This is a genomic window from Bacillus sp. F19 (genome assembly GCA_023823795.1).
In the GTDB taxonomy this organism is placed as follows: Bacteria; Bacillota; Bacilli; order Bacillales; family Bacillaceae; genus Bacillus_P.
In genome coordinates this window covers 1,887,018-1,912,317 of record CP085710.1, presented here as the reverse complement: position 1 = coordinate 1,912,317, position 25,300 = coordinate 1,887,018, and the positions used below count along the sequence as shown (strand labels likewise).

25 protein-coding genes, 5 pseudogenes and 1 riboswitch are annotated in these 25,300 nt (G+C 40.8%); of the genes and pseudogenes, 10 read left to right on the top strand and 20 right to left on the bottom strand.

The genetic code is table 11. The features are described from left to right. Window positions 1-13: 13 nt before the first annotated feature. The 7 genes and pseudogenes from LIT25_09705 to LIT25_09675 all read right to left on the bottom strand — a co-directional run bounded on the left by LIT25_09705 (window position 14) and on the right by LIT25_09675 (window position 5,160). Window positions 14-423, bottom strand: a pseudogene (locus LIT25_09705) (acyl-CoA thioesterase). Between the two features lie 17 nt (window positions 424-440). Continuing rightward, on the bottom strand, window positions 441-1,223 hold the full coding sequence (locus LIT25_09700; protein ID USK35533.1) for an enoyl-CoA hydratase: 783 nt from the start codon (window positions 1,221-1,223) through the stop codon (window positions 441-443). Next, window positions 1,220-2,097 (bottom strand): annotated as a pseudogene (locus tag LIT25_09695) (3-hydroxyacyl-CoA dehydrogenase family protein). Before LIT25_09695 ends, LIT25_09700 begins: the two are co-directional and overlap by 4 nt. Before the next feature lie 76 nt (window positions 2,098-2,173). Beyond that, the gene (locus LIT25_09690; GenBank protein USK35532.1) at window positions 2,174-2,737 is read right to left on the bottom strand and encodes a TetR/AcrR family transcriptional regulator; all 564 of its coding nucleotides are present in this window, start codon (window positions 2,735-2,737) and stop codon (window positions 2,174-2,176) included. Between the two features lie 53 nt (window positions 2,738-2,790). Then, window positions 2,791-3,129, bottom strand: a pseudogene (locus LIT25_09685) (acetyl-CoA C-acyltransferase). Window positions 3,130-3,145: 16 nt separating this feature from the next. Then, complete coding sequence (locus LIT25_09680; GenBank protein USK35531.1) at window positions 3,146-3,922, bottom strand: SDR family oxidoreductase; 777 nt, start codon at window positions 3,920-3,922, stop codon at window positions 3,146-3,148. Window positions 3,923-3,933: 11 nt separating this feature from the next. Beyond that, window positions 3,934-5,160, bottom strand: coding sequence for an acyl-CoA dehydrogenase (locus LIT25_09675; protein USK35530.1), 1,227 nt, complete (start codon window positions 5,158-5,160; stop codon window positions 3,934-3,936). Between the two features lie 258 nt (window positions 5,161-5,418). Between LIT25_09675 and LIT25_09670 the strand changes: the two genes are divergently transcribed. Further along, window positions 5,419-6,891, top strand: coding sequence for an aminotransferase class I/II-fold pyridoxal phosphate-dependent enzyme (locus LIT25_09670; GenBank protein USK35529.1), 1,473 nt, complete (start codon window positions 5,419-5,421; stop codon window positions 6,889-6,891). Between the two features lie 149 nt (window positions 6,892-7,040). On the opposite strand, the gene LIT25_09665 is transcribed toward LIT25_09670, so the two are convergent. Together LIT25_09665 and LIT25_09660 are read right to left on the bottom strand one after the other, a co-directional pair. Next, window positions 7,041-7,181, bottom strand: coding sequence for a GapA-binding peptide SR1P (locus LIT25_09665; protein ID USK35528.1), 141 nt, complete (start codon window positions 7,179-7,181; stop codon window positions 7,041-7,043). Between the two features lie 201 nt (window positions 7,182-7,382). Beyond that, window positions 7,383-7,682 carry a DUF3055 domain-containing protein gene (locus tag LIT25_09660; GenBank protein USK35527.1) on the bottom strand — a complete coding sequence of 100 codons (300 nt, stop codon included), beginning with the start codon at window positions 7,680-7,682 and terminating at the stop codon, window positions 7,383-7,385. A 150-nt stretch (window positions 7,683-7,832) separates the two neighbouring features. Between LIT25_09660 and LIT25_09655 the strand changes: the two genes are divergently transcribed. Continuing rightward, window positions 7,833-8,231: a DUF1885 family protein gene (locus tag LIT25_09655; GenBank protein ID USK35526.1), complete on the top strand. Its 399-nt coding sequence runs from the start codon at window positions 7,833-7,835 to the stop codon at window positions 8,229-8,231. Window positions 8,232-8,257: 26 nt separating this feature from the next. Here the strand turns inward: LIT25_09655 and LIT25_09650 are convergent, their stop codons facing one another. Both LIT25_09650 and LIT25_09645 read right to left on the bottom strand, forming a co-directional pair. Next, on the bottom strand, window positions 8,258-9,100 hold the full coding sequence (locus LIT25_09650; GenBank protein USK35525.1) for a polysaccharide deacetylase family protein: 843 nt from the start codon (window positions 9,098-9,100) through the stop codon (window positions 8,258-8,260). 182 nt (window positions 9,101-9,282) lie between these two features. Next, window positions 9,283-9,534 (bottom strand): hypothetical protein, encoded by a 252-nt coding sequence (locus tag LIT25_09645; protein USK35524.1) that lies wholly within the window; start codon window positions 9,532-9,534, stop codon window positions 9,283-9,285. Window positions 9,535-9,773: 239 nt separating this feature from the next. On the opposite strand from LIT25_09645, the gene LIT25_09640 reads away from it, so the two are divergent. Next, window positions 9,774-10,163, top strand: coding sequence for a hypothetical protein (locus LIT25_09640; GenBank protein USK35523.1), 390 nt, complete (start codon window positions 9,774-9,776; stop codon window positions 10,161-10,163). Between the two features lie 122 nt (window positions 10,164-10,285). Next, window positions 10,286-10,570 (top strand): transposase, encoded by a 285-nt coding sequence (locus LIT25_09635; protein ID USK35522.1) that lies wholly within the window; start codon window positions 10,286-10,288, stop codon window positions 10,568-10,570. 133 nt (window positions 10,571-10,703) lie between these two features. On the opposite strand, the gene LIT25_09630 is transcribed toward LIT25_09635, so the two are convergent. Both LIT25_09630 and LIT25_09625 read right to left on the bottom strand, forming a co-directional pair. After that, window positions 10,704-11,246 carry a DUF3995 domain-containing protein gene (locus LIT25_09630; GenBank protein USK36222.1) on the bottom strand — a complete coding sequence of 181 codons (543 nt, stop codon included), beginning with the start codon at window positions 11,244-11,246 and terminating at the stop codon, window positions 10,704-10,706. Window positions 11,247-11,538: 292 nt separating this feature from the next. After that, window positions 11,539-11,763, bottom strand: a pseudogene (locus LIT25_09625) (DDE-type integrase/transposase/recombinase). 40 nt (window positions 11,764-11,803) lie between these two features. On the opposite strand from LIT25_09625, the pseudogene LIT25_09620 reads away from it, so the two are divergent. Further along, window positions 11,804-12,048: pseudogene (locus LIT25_09620) on the top strand (IS3 family transposase). Between the two features lie 59 nt (window positions 12,049-12,107). Here LIT25_09620 and lpdA read toward each other — a convergent pair. The 5 genes from lpdA to LIT25_09595 all read right to left on the bottom strand — a co-directional run bounded on the left by lpdA (window position 12,108) and on the right by LIT25_09595 (window position 18,347). Next, window positions 12,108-13,520 carry a dihydrolipoyl dehydrogenase gene (lpdA, locus tag LIT25_09615; GenBank protein ID USK35521.1) on the bottom strand — a complete coding sequence of 471 codons (1,413 nt, stop codon included), beginning with the start codon at window positions 13,518-13,520 and terminating at the stop codon, window positions 12,108-12,110. Window positions 13,521-13,523: 3 nt separating this feature from the next. Next, the gene (locus LIT25_09610; protein USK35520.1) at window positions 13,524-14,885 is read right to left on the bottom strand and encodes a 2-oxo acid dehydrogenase subunit E2; all 1,362 of its coding nucleotides are present in this window, start codon (window positions 14,883-14,885) and stop codon (window positions 13,524-13,526) included. Between the two features lie 168 nt (window positions 14,886-15,053). Next, window positions 15,054-16,031, bottom strand: coding sequence for an alpha-ketoacid dehydrogenase subunit beta (locus LIT25_09605; GenBank protein ID USK35519.1), 978 nt, complete (start codon window positions 16,029-16,031; stop codon window positions 15,054-15,056). A 3-nt stretch (window positions 16,032-16,034) separates the two neighbouring features. Further along, the gene (gene pdhA / locus LIT25_09600) at window positions 16,035-17,150 is read right to left on the bottom strand and encodes a pyruvate dehydrogenase (acetyl-transferring) E1 component subunit alpha (GenBank protein ID USK35518.1); all 1,116 of its coding nucleotides are present in this window, start codon (window positions 17,148-17,150) and stop codon (window positions 16,035-16,037) included. Between the two features lie 510 nt (window positions 17,151-17,660). Then, complete coding sequence (locus LIT25_09595) at window positions 17,661-18,347, bottom strand: YkyA family protein (protein ID USK35517.1); 687 nt, start codon at window positions 18,345-18,347, stop codon at window positions 17,661-17,663. A gap of 437 nt (window positions 18,348-18,784) precedes the next feature. Here LIT25_09595 and LIT25_09590 point away from each other — a divergent pair, with 437 nt between their 5' ends. Further along, window positions 18,785-18,910, top strand: a complete 126-nt coding sequence (locus LIT25_09590; GenBank protein USK35516.1) for a YjcZ family sporulation protein — start codon at window positions 18,785-18,787, stop codon at window positions 18,908-18,910. Window positions 18,911-19,063: 153 nt separating this feature from the next. Continuing rightward, the gene (gene def, locus LIT25_09585; protein USK35515.1) at window positions 19,064-19,618 is read left to right on the top strand and encodes a peptide deformylase; all 555 of its coding nucleotides are present in this window, start codon (window positions 19,064-19,066) and stop codon (window positions 19,616-19,618) included. 97 nt (window positions 19,619-19,715) lie between these two features. On the opposite strand, the gene LIT25_09580 is transcribed toward def, so the two are convergent. Beyond that, the gene (locus LIT25_09580) at window positions 19,716-20,486 is read right to left on the bottom strand and encodes a Cof-type HAD-IIB family hydrolase (GenBank protein USK35514.1); all 771 of its coding nucleotides are present in this window, start codon (window positions 20,484-20,486) and stop codon (window positions 19,716-19,718) included. A gap of 444 nt (window positions 20,487-20,930) precedes the next feature. Here LIT25_09580 and LIT25_09575 point away from each other — a divergent pair, with 444 nt between their 5' ends. The 3 genes from LIT25_09575 (at window position 20,931) to LIT25_09565 (ending at window position 23,119) form a co-directional block, all read left to right on the top strand. Beyond that, a complete protein-coding gene (locus LIT25_09575; protein USK35513.1) occupies window positions 20,931-21,140 on the top strand; it encodes a DNA-dependent RNA polymerase auxiliary subunit epsilon family protein in 210 nt (69 codons plus the stop codon). Between the two features lie 5 nt (window positions 21,141-21,145). Then, window positions 21,146-22,813 (top strand): ribonuclease J1, encoded by a 1,668-nt coding sequence (rnjA, locus tag LIT25_09570; GenBank protein ID USK35512.1) that lies wholly within the window; start codon window positions 21,146-21,148, stop codon window positions 22,811-22,813. Window positions 22,814-22,969: 156 nt separating this feature from the next. Further along, on the top strand, window positions 22,970-23,119 hold the full coding sequence (locus LIT25_09565; protein USK35511.1) for a hypothetical protein: 150 nt from the start codon (window positions 22,970-22,972) through the stop codon (window positions 23,117-23,119). A 79-nt stretch (window positions 23,120-23,198) separates the two neighbouring features. Here LIT25_09565 and ade read toward each other — a convergent pair whose 3' ends face one another. Next, the gene (ade, locus tag LIT25_09560; protein ID USK35510.1) at window positions 23,199-24,926 is read right to left on the bottom strand and encodes an adenine deaminase; all 1,728 of its coding nucleotides are present in this window, start codon (window positions 24,924-24,926) and stop codon (window positions 23,199-23,201) included. A gap of 56 nt (window positions 24,927-24,982) precedes the next feature. Next, window positions 24,983-25,084, bottom strand: a riboswitch (purine riboswitch). Window positions 25,085-25,300: the final 216 nt, after the last annotated feature.

Sequence of the window (25,300 nt, the reverse complement as noted above, 5' to 3'; positions counted from 1 at the left end):
TTTATTTAAATATTCAGATTTTTACTTCCGCAGCAAACCTCTTCAATTGATCTTTAAGCTCTTCAGACATCCATTCCGATTCCTGTGTCTTAAAATTGAATGTTACAATAACAGCTTCTCCTTTTGCAATTAGTCGTCCCGATTGCTCTTCAGTGATTTCATGGGAAACAGTGAAGCTTTTTTTGAGCCGATTTTCTGAACTGCGGTTTTAATAATTAAATGATTGTTAAAATAAGCCTGACCGCGGAAATCACATGTTGCGCGTGCTAATATAAATGGCCAGTCTCCAGAAGTCATTGTATAGCCAAGAGCTTCAAAAAATTGAACGCGCGTATCCTCTAAATAGATAAAGTAGCTTGTATTATTCACATGACCCTGCGCATCTGTCTCACAAAATCGCACTCTCATTTTTGCTTCGTGCATGGATCACCCCCATCGCCTTATTTATGGCTGAACGCTGGTTTTCTTTTTTCAATAAAAGCCTGTACGCCTTCTTTAATATCTTCTGTCTGAAACACCTCTTCAAACAAACCGGCTTCAAGGTCAAGACCTTCCTCCAGAGTGCTGTTTAAACCTTGATCGACTGCTTTCTTAATTTTTGAGAGAGCAGGCAGAGAATGACGGCTGATGCGGTTTGCAAGCTCCAGCGCTTTTTGAAGTCCTTCCCCTTTAGAAACAACATAGGATACAAGCCCTAACCTTTTCGCTTCTTCTGCCTCAATTGGGTCGCCAGTGAACATCAATTCTTTTGCTTTTGCATCGCCCACAATTCTTGGCAGTCTTTGCGTTCCGCCTCCGCCCGGGAATAAACCAAGCTTAATTTCAGGGAGCCCTATTTGAGCATGCTCTTCTGCAATTCTAAGATCACATGTTAACGCAAGCTCACATCCGCCTCCAAACGTTACCCCGTTTAAAACAGCGATTGTAGGCTTTGGAAACTGATCAATTTCATTTAAAAATGCGTGTCCTTCAAGGAAATTTGCTTTGATGCCTTTTTTCCCGATCAGCTGCGGAAATTCCTTAATATCTGCTCCGGCCATGAAAGCCCGCTCGCCCGCACCTGTTAAAATAACGGCGACAACCTCACTGTCCTCTTTCAAAGCCCGAAAGCATTCTTTCAGTTCCCTAGTTACTTGCTGATTCATGACGTTCAAAGGAGGATTGTTAATTGTGACAATCGCAATTGATCCATTTTTTTCTGAAGTGACCACAGAATTCATCATATTTTCACCTCTTCTTTTTGATACTCGTACCAGCCTTTGCCCGTTTTTCTGCCAAGCTCGCCTTGCCTTACCTTTTGCTCAATGCAGGCAAACGGTTTATCTGCAGGATCTCCCGACTCTGCAAACCGCTGCTGCATAACGTAATAGCCAACATCTATGCCGGATAAGTCCATTAATTCAAACGGACCGATTGGATGGTTTAAGGCTTTGCGGCAAATAATGTCAATATCTTCATAACTTGCATATCCCTCTTCATATAGGAAAACCGCTTCCCTTTGTAGTGCTCCTAAAATGCGATTGGCGATAAATCCTGAAATTTCTTTCTTCAAAAGCACAGGTGCGGTTGATTATTTTGCAGACTTCCATTGTTAACTCGGCAGTTTCACCTGAAGTCTGCTCACTCATAACAACCTCTACACAATCCATGACAAGCGGAGGGAAAAAGAAATGCATGTTCACGACTTTGTCTTCCCGATTTGTCGCTGATGCGATCAGAGAATTGACAATCGTTGAGCTGTTTGAAGCGAAAATAGCATGAGGCTTCGCAAGCTGATCAAGCCTTGCAAAGAGTTCCCTCTTCACATCCAGTCTCTCTACTACAGCTTCAATAATAAAATCTGCATGACTTGCTGCCCGCTCAAGTGAAGATGTGAATTTCAGTCTTGCAAAAGCAGCCTGTTTCGCTTCTTCTGTCAGCTTTTTTCACCCATTTATCCATGATGGAATGCAAGGTCGACTCGGCTTTTTCCAAGGCGGTTTCCTGAACATCCTGAAGGATGGTTTCATAGCCGCCAAGCGCGCACAGCATAGCTATTTGATGTCCCATTTGTCCTGCTCCAATGACCGAAATTTGCTGAATGTCCTCTTTTTTCATGATTATCCTCCCTCAATGACTACTAACCAGTCGGTATGTTTCAGGCGAAGAAATTCCCGGTCTCCCGAAAATCCCTTTACATATTTAGTCCTTCAAGCACCATTTTCAGAAAAATTCCCGATACTTCACGATCAGATACACGGCCGTTCGGATCAAACCAGAAGTAACTCCAGTTCGTCATGCCCAATATCCCGAATGTGACAATATCTATCGGGAGATCTGAACGGAATTCTCCGGCAGCAATTCCCGCTTCAATAACCTGCTGAATCTTCACTCTGAAAAGATCTCTTTTGGCTACTACTTCCGCCATATCCTCTTCACTTAAATTTCTCATTTCCCTGAAGAAGACCTTCGCGCTTAATCCTTCTTTTTCGATGTCATGAATCAGCATATAAACAATTTCATGCAGTTTATCTTTGTACATTTTATCATTATCCCGGATGATTTCTTCCTGTTTTCGCAGAAGATCGTCAATGTACTTTAAGTGAATCGCCATTAACAGCTCTGTTTTGCTTTTGTAGTAATAATAAAAGGTGCCTTTAGTTACACTCAGGCTGTCAACAATATCCTGTATGGATGTTTCTTTAAATCCTTTTTCTCCGAATAGCTGTATGCTTTGCTGTATGATTTTTTCTTTCATTATGCCTAATCCTCTCTAGCCTAGATTAAAGAGATTATACCATAAGCCCTAGTGCCCCCTTGCATATAGATATCACCATCACCTGCTTTGATCGCCTGTGCTGCTAGATTCACAGCATTAATCCCTGAGCAGCATTGACGGTCAACTGTCAGCCCCGGTATATCCAGTGATAGTCCGGTGGACAAGGCTGTTAATCTTGCAATATTTTCTCCGCCTTAGAGGACATTTCCAAAAATGACATCATCGATCATGTCTGCTGATACCTTTGCTCTGTTCATTGCCTCTTTTATTACAATTGCCCCAAATTCATTGGCTTCTATTGATGAAAGTGCACCGCCCTGTCTCCCAATTGGGGTTCTGACGGCAGCTGCGATGACCGGATCACGATTCATTTAACTTCCCCCTTTCTTACATGGCATGTGTTCCGCCGTCTACGACAAGAACATCACCTGTGATAAAATCAGAAGCTCTTGCCGCCAAAAACAGGGCAGCGCCTTTTAAATCCTGATCTGTTCCGAATCGTTTAAGCGGTGTGATATTCAGGAAATGATCTCTCCCGTTTTCTATGATCACCTGAGACATTTTAGTAGGAAAAAAACCGGGTGCAATGGCATTAACATTAATGTTGTACTGTCCCCACTTCACAGCCAGGTCCTTTGTAAAAGTGATGACAGCGCCCTTGCTTGTGTTGTAGGCAATGGTATCCATATAGCGAGGGTCTGTTCCGCCAAGTCCTGCAACAGAGGCGATATTAATGATTTTCCCGCTCTTTTGCTTGATCATTTGTTTGCCGGCTTCCTGGGACATTAGAAATGTGCCGGTAACATTCACATTCATAACTTTATTCCACGCTTCAAGCGGCATTTCCTGAACAGGCGCGCCCCATGTTGCTCCGCTGTTATTGACTAAAATATCAATCTTTCCATACTTTTCGATTGTAGTTTTTACAACATTTTTTACATCTTCACTGTTTGTCACATCACATGATAAAGCGATGGCTTTTACTCCATACTCCCTGCTTAAACGGGCAGCTGCATCTTCACAGGCTGCGGCTTTTCTGGAACAGAGGACAAGAGATGCGCCTGCCTGTGCAAATCCCTCAGCCATCTGCTCGCCAAGTCCTCGTCCTCCGCCCGTGATGATAGCTACTTTATCTGTCAGATCAAACATTTCTTTCACATGCATACTACCCCTCCTTATACTGTCTGCATATTCACATCGTATTTTTTCAGCTCAAGCCTTGCCAGCTGAGCACGATGCACTTCATCCGGTCCGTCAGCGATTCTCAAGGTTCTTGCACTTGCCCATTGAGCAGCAAGCGGAGTATCTTCGCTGACTCCAGCAGCACCAAATGCCTGAATGGCCCTGTCGATTACTTTCAGTGCCATATTCGGAGCAATGACTTTAATCATCGCGATTTCCGTTTTAGCCGCTTTATTTCCGACCGTATCCATCATGTAGGCGGCTTTTAAAGTAAGCAAGCGCGCCTGCTCAATTTCGATGCGGGAGTCTGCGATCCATTCTCTGATGACACCCTGGCTTGAAATCGGTTTGCCAAACGCCTCTCTGGTTTGTACACGCTTACACAATTCCTCAAGAGCTCGTTCTGCAGCCCCGATCAATCTCATGCAGTGATGCATTCTTCCTGGTCCAAGTCGGCCCTGGGCAATTTCAAATCCTCTTCCTTCTCCGAGCAGCATATTAGAAACCGGCACCCTTACGTTATCAAATGTAATTTCAGCATGACCGTGAGGAGCGTGATCGTAGCCGAAAACAGGCAGCACTCTTTCAATCTTGACGCCTTCAGCATCAAGCGGCACTAAAATCATCGACTGCTGTTCATATTTAGGGGCTTGAAAATTGGATTTTCCCATCACAATTGCAATCTTGCAGCGGGGATCGCCGGCTCCTGAAGACCACCATTTTCTTCCGTTAATGACATACTCATCCCCGTCCCGGATGATGCTTGCTCCAATATTCGTCGCATCTGCTGAGGCAACATCAGGCTCAGTCATGGAAAAGCATGAACGGATTTCTCCGGCAAGCAGAGGCTTCAGCCATTTCTCTTTTTGTTCTTCTGTGCCGTAGCGCACAAGTACCTCCATGTTTCCTGTATCAGGTGCTGCACAGTTAAACACTTCAGGTGCAAGCAATGAGCGTCCCATAATTTCACAAAGCGGAGCATATTCTAAATTTGTAAGTCCTGCCCCGTACTCGCTCTCAGGCAAAAATAAATTCCATAATCCTCTTTTCTTTGCCTTGGTTTTCAGCTCTTCCATTATGGCCGGAATCTCAGACCATCTGGATTCCTGCGCATTTAATTGTTCTTCGTACTTTTTCTCATTTGGATAAACGAATTCTTCCATAAAAGATGCTGCTTGTTTTTGTAAGTCAATCACTTTATCTGAGTAAGTAAAGTTCAACTAAATCACCCTTTCTAATAACTTACTAACCGGTTGGTATGTAAAGCTGCTTCTATCATAATATGTAACTGGCAAAAAAGACAACCATTATTCTAAAAATTCTGCCAAATTAATTATTTTGCACGGTTTTCCCCTTTTGAAAAATACCTTTTCAATCTATTTATTAAGTGATATAATTCACTTGTTTTATGTGTAAATAACTAAATTGAAATGATGAAAATAGATACTATTTTTAATTAAAGAAGGTGGGAATACAAATTGTCGCAATATGAAACACCCTTATTTACAGGATTAAAAGAGCATGCAAAAAAAGATCCTGTTCAATTCCATATCCCAGGACATAAAAAAGGTGCAGGAATTGATCCTGAATTCCGCTCGTTTATCGGGGACCCTGCTCTTTCCATAGATTTAATCAACATTGGACCTTTGGATGATCTTCATTCTCCAAAAGGAATGATCAAAAAAGCTCAAGACTTGGCAGCTGAAGCATTTGGAGCAGATTATACATTCTTCTCTGTACAGGGAACAAGCGGTGCGATCATGACAATGGTGATGGCTGTTTGCGGACCTGGAGATAAAATCCTTGTTCCCCGCAATGTTCATAAGTCGGTTATGTCCGCTGTCGTTTTCTCGGGGGCTACACCAATCTTTATTCACCCTGAAATTGATAAAGAGCTCGGCATTTCACACGGTATTACAACTGAATCTGTTGAACATGCCCTTGAGCAGCATCCAGATGCAAAAGGACTGCTTGTCATCAACCCTACTTATTTTGGAGTCTCGGCTGATTTAAAGAAAATCGTAGAAATTGCCCATTCGTACAATGTCCCTGTTCTTGTCGATGAGGCACATGGAGTTCATATACATTTTCATGAGGACCTCCCGATGTCAGCCATGCAGGCAGGTGCAGACATGGCAGCAACAAGTGTTCATAAGCTGGGCGGATCAATGACACAAAGCTCTGTGTTAAACGTCCGCGAAGGATTGGTATCTGTTCAAAGAGTTCAAACCATCCTGAGCATGCTGACAACAACATCTACGTCATATCTTCTTTTAGCTTCACTTGATGTAGCAAGAAAACGTTTGGCAACAGAAGGCCGCGAGCTCGTCGAACGGGCAATCCGGCTTGCAGAGGATACACGCAGAAAGATTAATGAGATTGATAAAATCGAGTGCATCGGCGAGGAGATTGTCGGCACCAAAGCGGCATTTGATTACGATCCGACGAAGCTGATCATTTCCATTAAAGAGCTCGGCTTAAATGGCTATGATGTAGAAAAATGGCTGCGTGAAAACTATAATATTGAAGTTGAAATGTCAGATTTATATAACATTCTTTGCATCATTACACCAGGGGATTCTGAAAGAGAAACAGGCATTTTGGTTGAAGCGCTGCAGGCTCTGTCTACAGAATTTATGAATGCATCTGCAGACTTGGTAAAACCGACTGTCATGCTGCCTGATATTCCTGTTTTAGCACTGACACCCCGTGATGCATTTTACGCGGAAACGGAAGTTGTCCCTTTCAGTGAATCAGCAGGACGCATCATTGCTGAGTTTATCATGGTTTATCCCCCAGGAATTCCAATTTTCATCCCTGGTGAAATCATATCTGAAGAAAATCTTGCATATGTGCGCAAGAACCTGGAAGTTGGTCTCCCTGTACAAGGACCAGAAGATCCAGAGCTTAACTATTTGAGAGTGATTAAAGAGCATAAAGCAATCAGATAATAGTAAAAAGGCGATTCTTTTATGAATCGTCTTTTTTGCGGGTATAAGAAACTGACTGCAGCATGAATGCGCGCAGAAACGAAGGGCAGACATCATCTAAAAAAATAAAAGCATGCAGGAAATCCCGCATGCTTTCATCTATCCTCTATTTAAACCCCTTTAATAACTGTAATTTCTCTCTCGAGTACTTGGCAATCGCAGCTTGTGCACTTCCCATACAAAACACTGACCTTTTCGTCCTCAAAATGATCGATAGTACCATTGCATGTTTGACATACGATTGTTCCCATTTCCATACCCCTTTTTTGAATGGATTAGCGCTTTAAGAATTATTGAAAACGCTTAATACTTTGTAACTCTATAATAATATAACACATTTAATTCGTCAAGCCTAAATTGTATAACACATTTATGCATTTTCTATCAATTTATGTATCTTTCTTTTAATATAAGCATATAAAAAAACTGGCTGAAATACGCCAGTCTTTTTCTTATTCATATTGGGTGGTCAATTGGACGGCAGGGATCACTTCTTTGAAGAAATCAGAGAGTTCTGATGCCTGCTGCAGGGTTTCAGTGCGAAATGTGTGCTTGAGGAGTTCGAGGTCTTCGATATCAGACGAGTCAAGGAGAGCTGCTTTACCGGTTTGGAGACATATGACGAGCGGTTTGCCAAAAAACATACTTGAGTAAACAATGGCCAAATCATACCTCCGGTCACTTGAAGCAAATCCCACATACCTTACGTTAGCCTGCTCGGTATCATCATAAAACTTTTCTAAAGCGTTCATGACGGCCTCCTCCTGTTTGTTATCTGATTATTCAGATTAATTATACCCTACATTGTGTCTCAGCACAATTATTTCACCTTTATCTTGTCAGACTGTTTAAATATTTGTAAAATTTAATTTAATCAGTCAGAAATATTAGGAGTTGACAGAATGGCCTCTCACGCATTTATTAAATTAGTCGGCGGATCCATTAAACAGCATATAACGGTTGATGAAGTAGAAGAGCTTTTTCACTATTACAAGGACATAACGGGTAAAACCGGCCAGCAATTAAACTTCGAATATGAAAGCTCTGCTTTCCCTTATGAATGTAAACAAGTGGATGGATATCTTTCCTTATCGTCAGATGAACGAGGATATTCCAAAATGTATGTCGGAGTCAGTTCAGCCGGTAATGAGCAGCCTTCTTTTCTGCAAATCACCCTCCCCTCTGATTCAAAATACGGCGACAAGAATAAAGCAAATGAGTTTTCAAAGTTCCTTGCAAAAAAACTTAAAGGCGAATTAACCTTATTTAACGGCAGAAAAATGTACTATTATAAAAGATGAAAGCGATCCTTATTAGGACCGCTTTTTTATGAAATTTTTTCGATTGAATGGGGATCAGCTATTTCATATCCCTTAGCTTTTAATCCTTCTACAATCCCCTTTAATGCTTCGTTTGTCCATTCCCTGTCATGCATTAGCAGATTCGCTCCATCTGTCAGGAACGGTGAATTGACCATAATGTCTGTAAGGGCATCTTTTGATTGATACGCCTTTTCCCAATCATAACCGTATGTCCAGTTCATCAAAACCATCTTTTCTTCCTCTGCAAGCTTCCGGCTTTCGTCTGTGTTGCTCCCGAATGGAGCACGGAAAAAACGAGGTCTTTCTCCAATTGTCGCTTCAACTAGATCATTCAGCCGAACGATTTCATTTCGCTGCTCTTCTGCAGAAAGAGCTTTCAAATTAGCATGTGTCATCGTATGGTTGCCGATCGGAAACCCGAGGTTATGAATATCTTTCAGTGTCTTTTTTTCTTCATCTGAATCTAAGAAGTGGCCATTAACGAAAAAAATCGCATTTATACCAAGATCTTTTAGCGTATGAGCCATTTCCAGACTGTGTTTATCAGGAGCATCATCAATCGTAATCAGGACAGCCTTTGCATTGATATTTGCACTCAGAGGCTCAATTGTCCAATTGGCCGGATTTATCTTGTATTTAGGAAGAGCTTCTGGTTCAGCTGCGGTCTTCGCGCTTTCTTTTTCCTCTTCCTCAGGTGCAGGCTCTTCTGGTGCCTTGTCACTCTTTTGTCCTTCCTTTTCCTTTTCCTTGTCCGCTTCTTCATGTTTCGCTGCTTGATTAACAGTTTGATCTGAGCTGCACGCTGCAAGTAAACAGATCGCAGCCAAGACGCAAAGCAAATGCTTCATTATGTATCCCCCAATCATTCTCCTTTATAAGTATAATATAAGGCTGATTGCTTCACTATATAAAAAGAGGAATTAATTAACAAAAGCACCTGCTTACTGTGAATAATTCTATATAAAAGAAAATATCAAAAAACACTTTCTAGTTTGGGGAAAAGTGTTTTTTGATTATTCTGACAGTGTTATTAAATAAACGTCCTAATAAGCAGTAAGAATTCATCCTTGCATAAAAATGCCGCTGCTGCAGTTGCAGCCGTCACGAATAGAGCGATTTTTTTAGATTGTGAAAAAGATGCTGCCACAATATATGCTATGTAGAGAAAGACCCCAAGCAAGATCAATTTAGCCTGCAGCGAATCTTTTTCAGATATCCATTCCACCAATACATAACCGCCCCACATGAAACATTGCAGAATAATAATCATTGGCCATTTCATCTTTACTCCCCTTCTTTGACTCAGCCGCTTTATCTCCTATATTTAGGTTATGCGACATTCCTACTGTATATTTTTCATTTATGTAACAAATAGGTAACATTCAGGGGAATATTCGGAAAACATGATAGAATAGCATTAATTTAGCATGACGGCACACTAAAACTGGGTAGTAAGTATTGGTTTTCATTCACAAATAGAGCGGTATGTTTAGACCATTTCATTTTAAAGAGGTGGGCAATATGGCAAAGTCGGTTATTGTCGCCTTCATCATGCCAGTATTTCTTCTATCATCTTGCAGTTTGAATTTCACTTCTGAAGCGATTAAACAGCCGGAACCGGAAGAAAGAAAGCTATTATTCTTCTCAGATGAACAGGATGAATATCGGGAATCCGTTTATTATGACGCACTCATCGATTTAAAACGGGATTTCCCAGAAGAAATTGAAGGTTTGCAATTTATCGAGTCAAGTGCGGAAGAAAATTATCCGTTTGATGTAGACAAATATCCTTCTCTTGTTGTTGTGGATGATAATCAAGTGATCTTCCAAATTGAAGGGCATGTAGGTAATAAAGAGGAGATTATTAATCCTGTCATTAAAGCTCTGTCTAAGAGCAGCGGACAGCGTTAAGTGTTTTAGGTGGTTCTATTTAATTAGCCGCCTTTTTATTTTGTCAAAAAACCCCCTTAATCATAAATGAACTGCACCCCAATTGTTAGACATAATCTAACAATTGGAGGTGCAGTTTTTCTATGGCTGAATTTTCAAAAGAAGAAAAAATAATGGCCGTTAAAAGATATCTAGCAGGTGAAGATTCTTTTAAGGGAATCGCTAATTCTATTGGTGCAGATACAGGGGATTTACGTACTTGGCTTAAACGATTTGAATATTACGGGGAAGAAGCATTTGAAAAGGCATATACAATCTATTCTGCAAGCGATAAACTGAACGTACTTAACTATATGCACGAACATAGGAAGTCAACAAGAGTGACAGCTGCTGTTTTCAGGCATCAAGGATCCAAGTACAATTCGTAGATGGATAACTCTTTACGAAAGTGGAGGTGTTGACGCCTCACTTCACTATTTGGCTCGATTGTTGAACAAAAAAGCTTTTTGTTCCCCATGTCTTTTTAACATAAAATTCGTTATTATAACTGCCATTACTCATTTAGTTGTCTATAGATATGGATTTATTAACTTCCTCACTCTGTACACGAGATCTTCTTTGATACTGCAAAACGGTAAGACCTAGCGAGATGCCCCAAACTAAGAACAATGAATACCAAATGTAACCCCAAATTATAGGGTAAATATTTGAATCTTGATAAGTAAACTGTTGGGAAGATATCACGCGACCAATTTCTATAAAAAATCTTAAGTAAAAAAAACCGAGACCCCAAAACGTCAACCCGACTGATGCAATCCATCCGAGTATGAGTAGCATTGAACGAGGAATTCTTCGACCCCATGGTTGTATAAAAGAAAGTGCAAAGAGTGCTGCAAGAATCGCTAAGAAACCCATTGTCCAAAATCCAATAGCTACTGACCAAACGTTATCAGGGAATGATTTATAGTCGCCTGGGAAAGCTACAGATACTCCCATCCCCCACCAAAGATGTGGTGCTGCGAATAAGAGTGCCGAAATGCATGCCACATAACTCCAAGTTGTTGATTTCGTTTTTACTTGTTGGGCTATCTTCCTTTGAAACATCAATAGATCCACTCCTCATATACCTTTTTATTCCATTTTATCATGAAAATGAGTGATGTCACTAATATCACGTGAATTTTACATAATGATTCCCATCGGCCTATCACAAACACCCTTTGCGCCAAGGGATTTCAACTTGTCACAATTTATAGTTATGCATGATATTATATATTGTTGATAAATCAACGTTTGCACATGCTCAACTACACCTGATAACTAATAAAAAAGTGAGATTTTATGCAAACTCTTACTCCATTAAATGGCCCGATTGCTGAACAATATTAAAAAAGCGGTTCTTGTCTACTGTGATAACACGGGGCTTTGAAACATGAAAAGACCGCAAAGCTTTCTTGAAAAAGCGCTTTGCAGCCTTATGATCTCTTGTTTTACTTAAATAAAAATCAATCGTATTTCCTTCTGAATCAACGGCACGATATAGGTACATCCATTGATCTTTGACTTTCACATATGTCTCATCGACCCGCCAAGAATCATTGGTTGGCTTAAGATGATGCCGTGAAATACCAAAAGCGATTAGTGCATCAATCACCACAACATTGAAACAACACGGTGTTATTCAAAGTATGTCCCGAAAGGGAAATTGCTTGGATAATGCGGTCATTGAAAACTTTTTCGGGCTTTTAAATCAGAACTGGTATATCTTCAAGAATTTAAGGATATTGAACATTTTAAGCATGAGCTTAAAGCATATATCCACTATGACAATCATGAGCGGATTAAAGCAAAATTAAAAGGCATGAGTCCGGTTGAATACCGAACTCATGCCCTACCCGTTGCCTAATAATAAAGTGTCTAACTTTTTGGGTTCACTTCAAAAGCATTAAGGGGGTTTTACTCTTATTATTTCACGATGTGAATCGGGCTTCCGATTGCAACTTCAGCAGCTTCCATTGTGATTTCTCCCAATGTTGGATGCGCATGAATTGTCATCGCGATATCTTCAGCAGTCATGCCGGCTTCAATTGCAAGGCTTAGCTCTGAAATCATATCAGAAGCTGCAGCACCAGCAATCTGCGCTCCAATAACAAGACCGTCTTCTTTACGTGTAACTAGTTTTAAGAATCCGTCTGTCTGGTTAAGAGATAGTGCCCGTCCATTTGCAGCAAATGGGAACTTAGCAGCAACAACCTCAAGTCCTTCTTCTTTAGCTTGTGCTTCTGTGTAGCCTACTGAAGCAAGTTCAGGCTCAGAGAATACAACAGCAGGAATTCCTAAGTAATCAATTTCAGCATGTTCGCCAGCGATTACCTCTGCAGCAATTTTGCCTTCATAAGAAGCTTTGTGTGCAAGAGGAGGACCTTCAACGATATCACCGATTGCAAAGATGTTAGAAACGCTTGTGCGGCACTGCTTATCAATTTTAATCACGCCGCGGTCTGACATTTCAACGCCTACTTGCTCAAGGCCAAGTTCGTCTGTGTTAGCACGGCGACCAACTGTTACTAACAAGTAGTCAGCTTCAACTGTCTGCTCTTCGCCTTTTACTTCAAATGTTACTTTTACGCCGTTTTCTGTTTCTTCAACAGATTTAGCTTTAGCTTTTGTATGGATTTCAACGTTGCCCTTTTTCTTAAGGTTGCGTTTTACTAGTGAGCTCATTTGCTTTTCAAAGCCCATTAAGATCTCATCCATTGCTTCAATGAATACGACTTCAGAACCGAAGTTAGCGTAAGCTGTTCCAAGCTCAGTGCCTATGTAGCCTGCACCAATAACAACAATTTTCTTAGGAATTTCATTTAAGTTCAGCGCGCCTGTTGAATCTAAAACGCGTTTAGAATATTTGAATCCTGGAATTTCAATCGGACGTGAACCTGTAGCAATGATTGCATTTTTGAATTTATAAGTTTGAGATGAGTTATCATCCATTACTTTAATAGATTCGCTGTCTACAAAATAAGCTTCGCCGCGAACGATTTCAACTTTGTTGCCTTTAAGAAGTCCTTCAACACCGCCGACAAGCTTTTTCACTACGCCAGCTTTGAATTCTTGAACTTTCGTAAAATCAACTGTTACGTTTTCAGCTTTGATTCCCATGTCTTCAGAATGCTTAGCATTCTCAAAACGGTGACCAGCAGCGATTAACGCTTTAGAAGGAATACATCCAACGTTTAAGCAAACACCGCCAAGGTTTGCTTTTTCTACGATTGTTACTTTCTGTCCTAGCTGTGCAGCGCGGATGGCAGCTACATAGCCACCAGGTCCCGCACCAATGACAAGAGTATCTGTTTCAATAGGGAAATCTCCTACTACCATCGATTACGCCTCCATTAAAATAAGTTGTGGGTCGTTCAATAAACGCTTAATGTGATTTAATGCATTTTGTGCTGTAGCACCATCGATCATGCGGTGGTCAAAGCTTAATGATAAAGCAAGCACTGGAGCAGCAACAATTTCACCGTCAACTACGATTGCTTTTTCAGCAATGCGGCCGATTCCAAGGATTGCAACCTCTGGGTGATTGATTACTGGAGTGAACCATTGTCCGCCAGCTGAGCCGATGTTTGTAATTGTACAAGAAGCGCCCTTCATTTCCGCAGCAGAAAGTTTACCGTCGCGTGCTTTAGTAGCTAAGCCGTTAATTTCATCAGAAATGTCAAAGATTGATTTGCGTTCTGCATTTTTAACAACTGGAACCATAAGTCCTTTTTCTGTATCAGCAGCAATACCGATGTTGTAGTAATGCTTTTGAATCACTTCTTCTGTTTTGTCGTCGATAGAAGTGTTTAGAACCGGATATTTCTTAAGCGCTGATGTAAGAGCTTTCACTACGTACGGTAAATATGTTAACTTAATTCCCTGCTCGGCTGCAACACCTTTGAACTGTTTTCTGTGAGAAACTAGTTTCGTCACATCCACTTCATCCATCAATGTTACGTGTGGAGCTGTTTGTTTTGAGTTAACCATTGCTTTAGCAATTGCTTTGCGCATTGGGCTCATTTTCTCGCGTGTTTCAGGGAAGTCGCCTTCTGGAACAGCTTGTTTTGCAGGTGCTTTCTGCTCTGCTTTTTCTTCTTTAGCTTCTGCTTGAGGAGCTACAGTTTGCGTTTCAGCAGGTTTAGAGCCGCCTTCTAAGAATGCATCAATGTCCTCTTTGCCGATGCGTCCGTTTTTGCCTGATCCTGATACTTGGCGGATTTCAACGCCTTTTTCACGGGCATATTTGCGTACAGAAGGCATTGCAATGATGCGGCGGTCTGGATCGACTTCAGCCTGATCCTGTGCACCTGCGCCTGTAGCTTCTGTTGTTTCTTGTTTAGGAGCTTCTTCTTTTTTCACATCTTGGCCAGCTTCAGCTGTAGATTGAACTTGTGCTTCTGTTTTCTCTTCTTTAGCAGGCTCATCTCCATGGTCATCACCTTTAAATTTAAGGTTTTCATAACCAGGAGCATCAAATGTAATAAGAGTTTGTCCAACTGTCGCAATAGTTCCCTCTTCAACTTTAAGCTCAATAACTTTTCCTTTTACAGGAGAAGGAATTTCAACGACAGCTTTATCGTTCTGGATTTCAGCCAGTACATCATCTTCGTTTACTTCATCGCCTGGCTTGATAAACCACTTTACAATTTCACCTTCGTGGATACCCTCACCGATATCCGGCATTTTAAATTCGAATGACACGGTATATTACCTCCTATTTTTCATATGGAAAAGAAACCAGTTTGCAGGTTTCAAAAGAATTACCATTTGATGTTTGTTCAAGTGCTTTCACGCAGCTTGCCGCGCTGATCATGGAACATAAACACGCATTCTTCCGGGCCCTCTGATTTCTTTTCTCAGAATGTATAATTAGAAATTCATGACTTTTTTAGCTGTTTCAATCACATCTTTGAAGTTTGGCAGCCATACACCTTCAGCTTGAGAGAAAGCAAATACAGTGTCTGGAGCTGTCACGCGAAGTACAGGAGCTTCTAAGCTTAAGATTGCACGGTCATTGATTTCAGCAACAACGTTAGCTGCAATACCAGCTTGCTTTTGAGCTTCTTGCACAACAATCGCACGTCCTGTTTTTTCAACAGATGCAATGATTGTGTCGATATCTAATGGGCTGATTGTGCGCAGGTCGATCACTTCAGCAGAAATCCCTTCTTTTTCAAGCTCTTCTGCTGCTTTTAATGACTCATGCACCATTGCGCCATAAGTAATAATAGAAAGGTCAGTACCTTCTCTTTTCACTTCAGCTTTGCCGATTTCAATCGTGTATTCTTCTTCAGGAACTTCCTGACGGAAAGAACGGTAAAGCTTCATATGCTCAAGGAAAACGACAGGATCGTTATCACGAATAGCAGAGATTAAAAGTCCTTTTGCGTCGTATGGAGTTGAAGGAATAACAACTTTGACACCAGGCTGCTGAGCCATAAGGCCTTCTAAGCTGTCAGCATGTAGTTCAGGTGTATGAACGCCTCCGCCAAATGGTGAACGGATTGTAACTGGAGAAGACCAGCGTCCGCCTGAACGGTAGCGCATACGAGCCATTTGGCCTGAAATAGAGTCCATTACTTCATAAACGAAACCGAAGAATTGAATTTCAGCTACAGGACGGAATCCTGTTAATCCAAGACCGATCGCAAGACCGCCGATTCCTGATTCAGCAAGAGGTGTATCAAATACACGGTCTTCGCCGAATTCTTTTTGTAATCCTTCAGTAGCACGGAATACGCCGCCATTTACACCAACATCTTCTCCAAACACTAAGACGTTAGAATCATTTTTTAATTCTGAGCGCAGCGCATCAGTGATTGCTTGAATCATTGTCATTTGAGCCATGGCTTACTTCGACTCCTTTGCTTTGTAGATTTCATATTGCTCTTTCAGATTGTATGGCATTTCTTCGTACATGTTATCCATTAGATCTGTTACTTTTTGTTTTGGATATTCATCCGCTTTTTTGATTGCTTCTTTAATATCTTCTTTTGCTTGTTCAATCGCTTTATTTTCTTCTTCTTCGTTCCATAAGCCTTTGTTTTCTAAGAATTTACGGAAACGTACAAGAGGATCTTTCTCTTCCCACTCGTTATCAAGTTCTTTCGTACGATAGCGGGTTGGGTCGTCACCAGCCATCGTATGAGGGCCATAACGATAAGTAAGCGTTTCAATTAATGTAGGACCTTCACCATTAACAGCGCGTTCGCGTGCATCACGTACTGCAGCATATACAGCTAATGCATCCATTCCGTCAACCTGAATTCCTACGATACCTGCAGCTGCAGCTTTTTGAGCGATTGTTTGAGCAGCAGATTGCTTTTCAACAGGTGTTGAGATCGCAAATCTGTTGTTTTGCACAACAAAGATCGCCGGTGCTTTATAAGCGCCTGCAAAGTTGATTCCTTCGTAGAAGTCACCTTGAGATGCTCCGCCGTCACCAGTGTAAGTAATTGCAACTGATTTAAGGTCTTTCTTTTTCATTCCAAGAGCTACACCTGCAGTCTGGATGATTTGTGCACCTATGATGATCTGCGGTGAAATTGCATTTACATCTTCAGGGAACTGGTTTCCGTGGAAATGTCCGCGTGAGAATAAGAATGCTTGGTATAATGGAAGTCCGTGCCAGATGATTTGCGGAACGTCACGGTATCCTGGAAGAACAAAATCTTCTTTTTCAAGTGCAAAATGAGAAGCGATCTGAGATGCTTCCTGTCCTGCTGTTGGAGCATAAAATCCTAAACGTCCTTGACGGTTTAGTGAAATAGAACGCTGGTCCAAAATACGCGTATAAACCATACGGCGCATTAATTCTTTTAATTGATCATCTGATAAATCAGGCATTGAAGCTTCGTTTACAACCTCGCCCTGTTCATTCAGAATTTGGAATGTTTCAAACTGCTTTGCAATTCCTTCGAATTGCTTTTTGCTGTCAACTACAGCATTTTTAGTCTTAGCAGCCATCTTTAGTCACCTATCCTTTCTCTTATAAAAAAATAGTTCTAGATAATTACTGACACATACAGCATTAGCCTACCCAAAATGAGTACGCCTGACACATTTTTTTAGGCTATTCTCTATATATCTTTATACCACCTGAGAGAATGCCGAAACGTTTTCTATGTATTGGACAGTACAAATATCTGTACTAATTTAAGTGATGAAAGAAATTAATACAATTCGTTTCAACATTTCCTAGTGTACACCATAAAAAATAAGTTCGTCAATTGATTTATATCGATATTCTTAAAAGATATTAAGTGTTTTCATTTTACTTTTATTCCCTATTTATCAATCTGTACTATAACTAATTCTTTATCTGTATTATAAAAATCGATACAGTTATCCTTGTAAGTGAATGTCGAAAAATGCTGATGCAGCTGCCATTATACACAGCGGTTTACTGCTGAAAACAAAAAACCTGCAGAGAAAGATCTCTCTGCAGGCCATACTCTATAAAGCAAGCTTTTATGGTTATGATTTTGATGCATTTTCTTCCGGTTGTTCTACCTCAATCTCTGCTTCTTTATAAAAGTCCATTTTTGCCTGATTATACTGTTCTGTATACTCATTAAATTTTTTATTTTCGGCCAATACTTTTTCGTAAGTACTGTTAATTTCAGTAATTTTCGCTTCAAGCTCTTCAAGCTTCAAATCCTTTTTTTGAAACATTTGATACAGCTCTTTATCAAGGACAATCGCTTCTTTATATGAAGCATAAAGGGCATCGTAGGAATCATAGCGATTCTGCATCAGCCCCTGCAGCTTATCAGCCTTATCTTTCGCTCCTTCTTCTTTGAGCTCCTTTGAAAGATCTGCAATTTTTTTAAATTCTTCCTCGGAATCAAGAATGCTTTGCCTTTCATCCTCTAACCGCTTTTCTCTTTCTTCTACAACAGCTGACGCTTCTTTTGAAAGAGAAACAATCTTATCGTACTCTTTCATACCTAAAGAAATAATTTCTTCATAAAGTTCATTTTCCTCTTTTTCAAGCTCAATTAGAGGCTTTTGCTGCTGCTCAAATGTATCTTCAAGAGATACTACCTTCTCAAGAGCACTGTACATTTCTTCTTCTGGCGAAGAGCCTGAACAGCCAGATAATAATACCGAACCAATCAAGATTGCCGCTGCTGCTGAAATTGCTTTTGAAAGTTTTGTCACCGTGGGTCCCCCTAACCATTCAACACTTTAACTATAAGACGTTCTTCGGTTTTTTACAATATCTTCTTTAAATAGAAAAGCGGAACCGACTGGTAAGACTCGGGCAGACAGATAAGATATCACCCGAAAAGTCCGGGTTTGACTTTCCTGAGGGAATTTGTTCTGGCCGAGGGGCCAGGAGATGGAGCTTGACAGTGAGAAATTTGGAACCAGCCTTTCTACTGAGCCATCTTGCCTAAACTCAGGCGGTTAGCAGGTTAAATCAAACTTTATACAATTAAATGTTAAATCCCCTTATTCTGATCATCTTCATTTCCCAATTTTTTATTGGATATCTGGGCTTTTGTCTATACACTTCCCATGCCGTGACATAGTTTATATTAGACACTCAGGCTAATGCACAGAAGGTGAGGGTCATATTTAAAGGAGGTTTTTGCATGTACGGATGTTATCCTGGATACGGTTACGGCCACGCGGGTGGTTGCGGACGCACTTTCGCTTTAATTGTAGTATTGTTTATTCTATTAATTATCGTTGGTGCAGCTTTCGTAGGACACTACTAATGGATGATTGCGGCCGAAGATGCCCACATTTTATGTGGGCAAGCCGCATAATTGATGACGCTTATCCTGTATGGACAAGCAATACTTTTCGTTTTAAAGGAATTCCATTATACTTATATAGATGATTTAGCAAGAAATGGAGTGTGAGTCCCCATGATTACAATGGATGATATTATCAGGGAAGGCCATCCGGCACTTCGCAAAGTGGCAGAAAAAGTTGCAATGCCGCCTTCTGATGAAGACAAAAAAACATTGCAGGATTTGCTTGAATATGTTTCAAACAGTCAAAATCCTGAAATGATCGAAAAGTACGGCTTAAGACCTGGTATAGGACTTGCTGCACCGCAAATAAACGTTTCAAAACGGATGATTGCCATTCGGCTGACAGATGAAAAAGGAACACTGCACAGCTACGCTTTATTTAATCCAAAAATTATCAGCCATTCCGTTGAAAAAAGCTACTTAACAAGCGGTGAAGGCTGTCTGTCAGTTGATCGCCCTGTACCGGGATATGTGCCCCGCTATGCAAGAATTCGCGTCAAAGCGGTTTCGCTTGAGGGAGAAGAACTCGACTTAAGACTCCGCGGCATGCTTTCTATTGTATTTCAGCATGAAATAGACCATCTTAATGGAGTCATGTTTTATGATCATATGAATGAAAAAGATCCTATGCAAGAACCCGAAGATGCCATTGCCATTGAGCGCTAAAAAACCTGTCTGCTAAAGCAGACAGGTTTTTTATAGGCATAAGAAAGATTAATTCTTGTTACTTATTTTAATTGCAGACCAATAAACTTATGCTTTTCTAAAGCAGTCCCACTTTTTTCAGCCCATTAAGGATGCCGTCCTGGTTTACATCTGATGTCACTTCATCTGCAAGCTCCTTCAGTTCAGGCACTGCATTCCCCATCGCTACGCCTGTACCAGCATATTTAATCATTTCAAGATCATTCAATCCATCACCGAATGCATAAACATCTTTCTTCTCAATCTCCAGGCGTTCCATCAGCTTTTTAATGCCTTCAGCCTTAGAACCTCCAAAAGGAAGGATATCGGTAGCAAGCCCATGCCAGCGGATGATATGGAAGTCTTCATATTTTTTATAGTTTTCTTCTTCGCCCTCTTTACAAAAAAGCAGCGTTTGATAAACTTCGTGATGGCGGTAAAAGTCAGGATCCCGCTCCGGATGCATAAACTTCAGGCTGCCCATACTCTCGTGTATATAGGGATGATCCGTTTCTGTTGACATCATAGTGTCATCACTCATAAAAACTAACGGGTGATTTGACGTGCGTGCAAATTCATATAATTCTTCAAGTCTTTCTGTATTAAGAGGATTTTTATAAATGACATTTCCTTCAAAAACTACAAACTGGCCATTAAAACTGACGAAGGAATCGATTCCAAGTTCTTTTCTAAGATCCTCAAACATGAAAGGAGCCCTGCCTGTCGCGATGGCAACATGATGACCCTCTTTTTTTAACTCTTCGATGGCTGCCCGTGTGGAGTCCGGTATTTCTTTATCGTGATTTAATAAAGTTCCGTCAATATCAAAAAATATTACTTTTCCATTCATAAAACGTCTCCTAACCTGTCCTGAATTAATCAACCATAACTAGACCCATAATAAAGGAAAAAATTTAGCTTCTCAACCGAAATTCTTTAATCTCTTCTTATTTAATCATAAAACACAAAACCTTTTCCACAAATACCCATGTTAACTTTGCTCTATATCACATATACTAAGTCTGGCAGATTCACGAAGGCTCGGCAGACATCGAATTGGACAAGATAAGGAGTGAGACAGATATGATGAAAAGATTGCGGCGCAGATTAAGATCTCAATGGAATAGTATTCTTGGCAGAAAAACAATGGCTTAACAAAAACCCTTTCTAGATGCAGAGGGTTTTTTTTCTAATTGAAATGGGCCTAGAGCTCATGAGGGTTGGCTTAGGGACGATTATCGCATATAATAGAACAAGTTAGTCTAACATACGGCAGTTAAGGAGAGATTTGGCAATGCTATATAAAGTTTATTATCAGGAGAAATTAAATCAGGTTCCTGTCCGCGAAAAAACAAAAACACTTTTTGTTGAAGCTAAAACAGAAGGTGACGCAAGAAATAAACTAAAAGACCGCTTTTATAACATTGAATTTATTCAATCAGTAGAAGGTGCTTTTCTTGAATATGAAAAACAAAACGAAAACTTTAAAGTATTGGAGATTTGATTTTTATGAAATTTGTTAAAAATGATCAAGTTGCGGTATTCGCACTTGGTGGACTCGGAGAAATCGGCAAGAACACGTACGGTGTCCAATTCCAGGATGAAATTATTATGATAGATGCCGGCATTAAATTCCCTGAAGAGGAATTGCTTGGAATTGATTACGTGATTCCGGATTACACGTATTTAGTCAAAAATGAAGATAAGATTAAAGGTCTTTTCATTACACATGGCCATGAAGACCATATCGGCGGGATTCCTTATCTATTGAAGCAAGTAAATGTGCCAATTTACGGAGGCAAGCTTGCACTCGGCTTAATCCGCAACAAACTTGAAGAGCATGGTTTATTGCGTCAGGCTAAATTATATGAAATTAAAGAAGATGACATCATTAAATTCAGAAAGACGTCTGTTACCTTCTTCAGAACAACACACAGCATCCCGGATTCGTACGGAATCGTTGTAAAGACACCGCCTGGAAATATCGTACATACTGGAGATTTCAAGTTTGATTTTACACCGGTCGGCGAACCTGCAAACTTAACAAAAATGGCTGAAATCGGCAAAGAAGGCGTTTTATGTCTGCTTTCAGACAGCACTAACAGTGAAATTCCTCACTTTACGATGTCTGAGCGCCGTGTCGGCGAGAGCATTCAGGAGATCTTCCGCAAAGTTGATGGACGTGTCATCTTCGCAACTTTTGCATCAAACATTCACAGACTTCAGCAAGTCGTTGAAGCAGCTGTTCAGCATAATCGTAAAATTGCTGTATTTGGCCGCAGTATGGAATCAGCAATTGCAATCGGACAAGATCTTGGATACATTCAATGTCCAAAAGAAACATTTGTTGAACCACATGAAATTAACCGCCTGCCTGCTAATAAAGTAACTATTTTATGTACTGGAAGCCAGGGCGAGCCTATGGCAGCTCTATCCCGTATTGCAAATGGAACACACCGTCAAATTCAGATCATTCCTGGAGATACGGTTGTATTTTCTTCTTCGCCGATCCCTGGAAACACAATCAGCGTAAGCAGAACAATCAACCAGCTTTACCGTGCAGGCGCAGAAGTCATTCATGGTTCTTTAAGCGATGTTCATACGTCTGGCCATGGCGGCCAGGAAGAGCAAAAGCTGATGCTTCGACTAATGAAGCCTGAATACTTCATGCCAATTCATGGTGAGTACCGCATGCAGATTATGCATTCAAGACTTGCCAAGGACTGTGGTGTTGCTGAAGAAAACTGCTTTATCATGGATAATGGAGAAGTTCTTGCACTCAGTGACCGCGAAGTATCTGTAGCAGGCAAAATTCCTTCTGGCTCTGTCTATATTGACGGGAGCGGAATTGGCGATATCGGAAACATCGTACTTCGTGACCGCCGCATTCTTTCGGAAGAAGGACTAGTTATTGTCGTTGTCAGCATTAATATGAAGGAATTTAAAATTTCTGCCGGTCCTGACATCATCTCACGCGGATTCGTCTACATGAGAGAATCAGGTGATCTTATTAATGATGCTCAAGTGCTGATTACTAAGCATTTAAATAAAGTGATGGAACGCCGCACAAGCCAGTGGTCTGAAATTAAAAATGAAATTACAGATACACTTGCACCATTCCTATACGAAAAAACAAAACGCCGCCCGATGATTTTACCTATCATCATGGAGGTTTAATCAGCAGAGCTGCCGGAAATCCGGCAGTTTTTTTGTATCAAAAGATCTGTCTTCAAGTATTCTCCATCATATTGAAGAATCAGAAAATATGCTGTATAATAAACTGAACTGACCGTTCAGTCAAATTTTAAGACGAAAGAAAGGTAGTGCCTAACTATGAAAAAGCCGTCCTCTCTTGAAAAATTCGTACAGCGTCTAAAGGATAAAGGAGTTAAAGCAGATCTGATCAGCCCTGCCACAAAAAAAGTAGTGACTCTCCTTCAATTAGACGGCAAGCAAATGAAGCAATTTCCATTAGAGCAATAATATTTATTCGCACGAAGCTCCCTGGCGATCATACATAAATTTAAACAGCCGGCCTCACTTCGAGACCGGTTGTTCGTGGTTAATACTCTAAATGTGTAAAAGAATTGGCATCAAAGATTCCCTGACACGTTATTTTTAATTCCGGAATGACAGGAAGCCCAAGAAAAGATAACGTTAAGAATGGATTAAAGGTGCCAGGCAGTCCTATCATTTCTAATGCTTCATGTATCGATTTTAGGCCGTGAAGCACTTCTTCATACGGCTGATCAGATATTAAACCCGAGATTGAGAGCGGAAGCTGTGCTAGAATGTTTCCATCCTGTACAACGGCTAATCCTCCTGCATTGGTTTTCAGTGCTTTGACAGCAAGCTGCAAGTCTGAATCATTCGTACCGGCAGCAATGAGGTTATGTGAATCGTGCGAAATCGAAGTTGCGAGTGCCCCTCTTTTCAGCTGAAAGCCTTTCACAATTCCTTTTCCGACTAATCCCGTATTCTTATGACGCTCAGCCATGATTAGCTTTAAATGATCAAGCTCAGTGGAAGGATGGAAAATACCATCGCTGACACTTGTTTGCTCGAATATTTTTCTTGTAACAAGCTGATTTGGAATGATTTCAATAATCGGTACCGGCTGATCTTTCGTTATAGAGAGTTCAAGATCTGAAAGCTGCAAATCATGCAGATGAACTGTATTTAATAATGCAGAAGGTGTTTTCACTGTTCTCAGATCATCCGTTTTTATCACACCCTCATGTGCTGCTAATTTCCCAGCTTTATAAACTTGCTCAATCTGAAAATCGCTGAGACTGTTTAGAATCAGCAGGTCGGCTTCATACCCAGGCGCCACAGCCCCTTTATTCTTAAGTTCATAGCATTCTGCCGCATTTAATGTAGCCATTTGTATAGCTGTAATAGGATCAACCCCATGCTGCACAGCAAGTCTAATATTATGATCGATGCTGCCTTCTGCTGCTAGATCATCCAAATGCTTATCATCCGTGCAGAATAAAAACCGTCCGGAATTACGTTCATTGACAGCTCCTATTACATTCGGAAGATCTTTTGCCACGGAGCCCTGTCTGATTAACACATACATGCCCCGCTGCACTCTCTCCTTCGCCTCTGCCGCATTCGTCACCTCATGATCTGTCATTATCCCCGCAGAGCGATAGACATTGATCATATCTGCAGAAAGGCCAGCCATATGTCCATCAATCAGGCGCGAGTGCCGTGAAGTCATTTCAAGTTTATTCAGCATGCTGTCAGAAGCTGTTTGAACAGCAACATAATCCATGACTTCTGCAAGCCCAATGACTCGTTCATGGTCAAAAAGGGGTTCTAAATCACAAGCTTCCAGCCTTGCTCCTGCATGTTCAAAGCTTGTTGCAGGCACACTGGACGGCAGCATGACAAATACATCAAGCAAAATGCCTTCTGAACTGTCCAGCATATATTGAATCCCTTTTACCCCGGAAACATTCGCAATTTCGTGAGGATCTGCAATGACCGTTGTTACACCATGAGGAAGCACCACTTTGGCAAATTCATGCGGCGGTACCATTGACGATTCAATATGAACATGACCATCAATTAATCCGGGACAAAGATACTTCCCGCTTACATCAATTTCCTCCTTGCCTTCATAATCGCCTATACCTACAATTCTTCCATTTGTGACGGCTACGTCGCCGCTTATAATCTCCGAATTAAACACATCGACAATCTGAGCATTTTTAAAAACGATATCGGCTTTTTTTCTTTTTGTACTTGCTTCTATTGATTGAATGAATTCATTTTTTTTCATAAAAAAACCCCTCGCTGTTATGGAGGAGTGAGATAAATAAAGGCAATGGAATAATGCCTTTTTTATTCATTCCCCGTAGTCAAACTTTTTACGGCAGTTCGGTAGAAACTTTTGGACCATATCTCCAATATTATACGAGTTCATGAATATAAGTATTTAGTAACATATAGTAATGGTAAATTGACCGGCAGTCAACGGTTTTTGTTTTCGTTTTATAATTATTTATTCTGTGGTATGATACACATAAAGTTGAATAACATAAAAATGACCGCAAGTGCAGCAACACTTACGGCCATGCATACATTCGGTCCCACGCTCGGGGTCGGCCATTTTTATCAATCAATTAAAAAATAGACCTCACCCGCAATCGACAA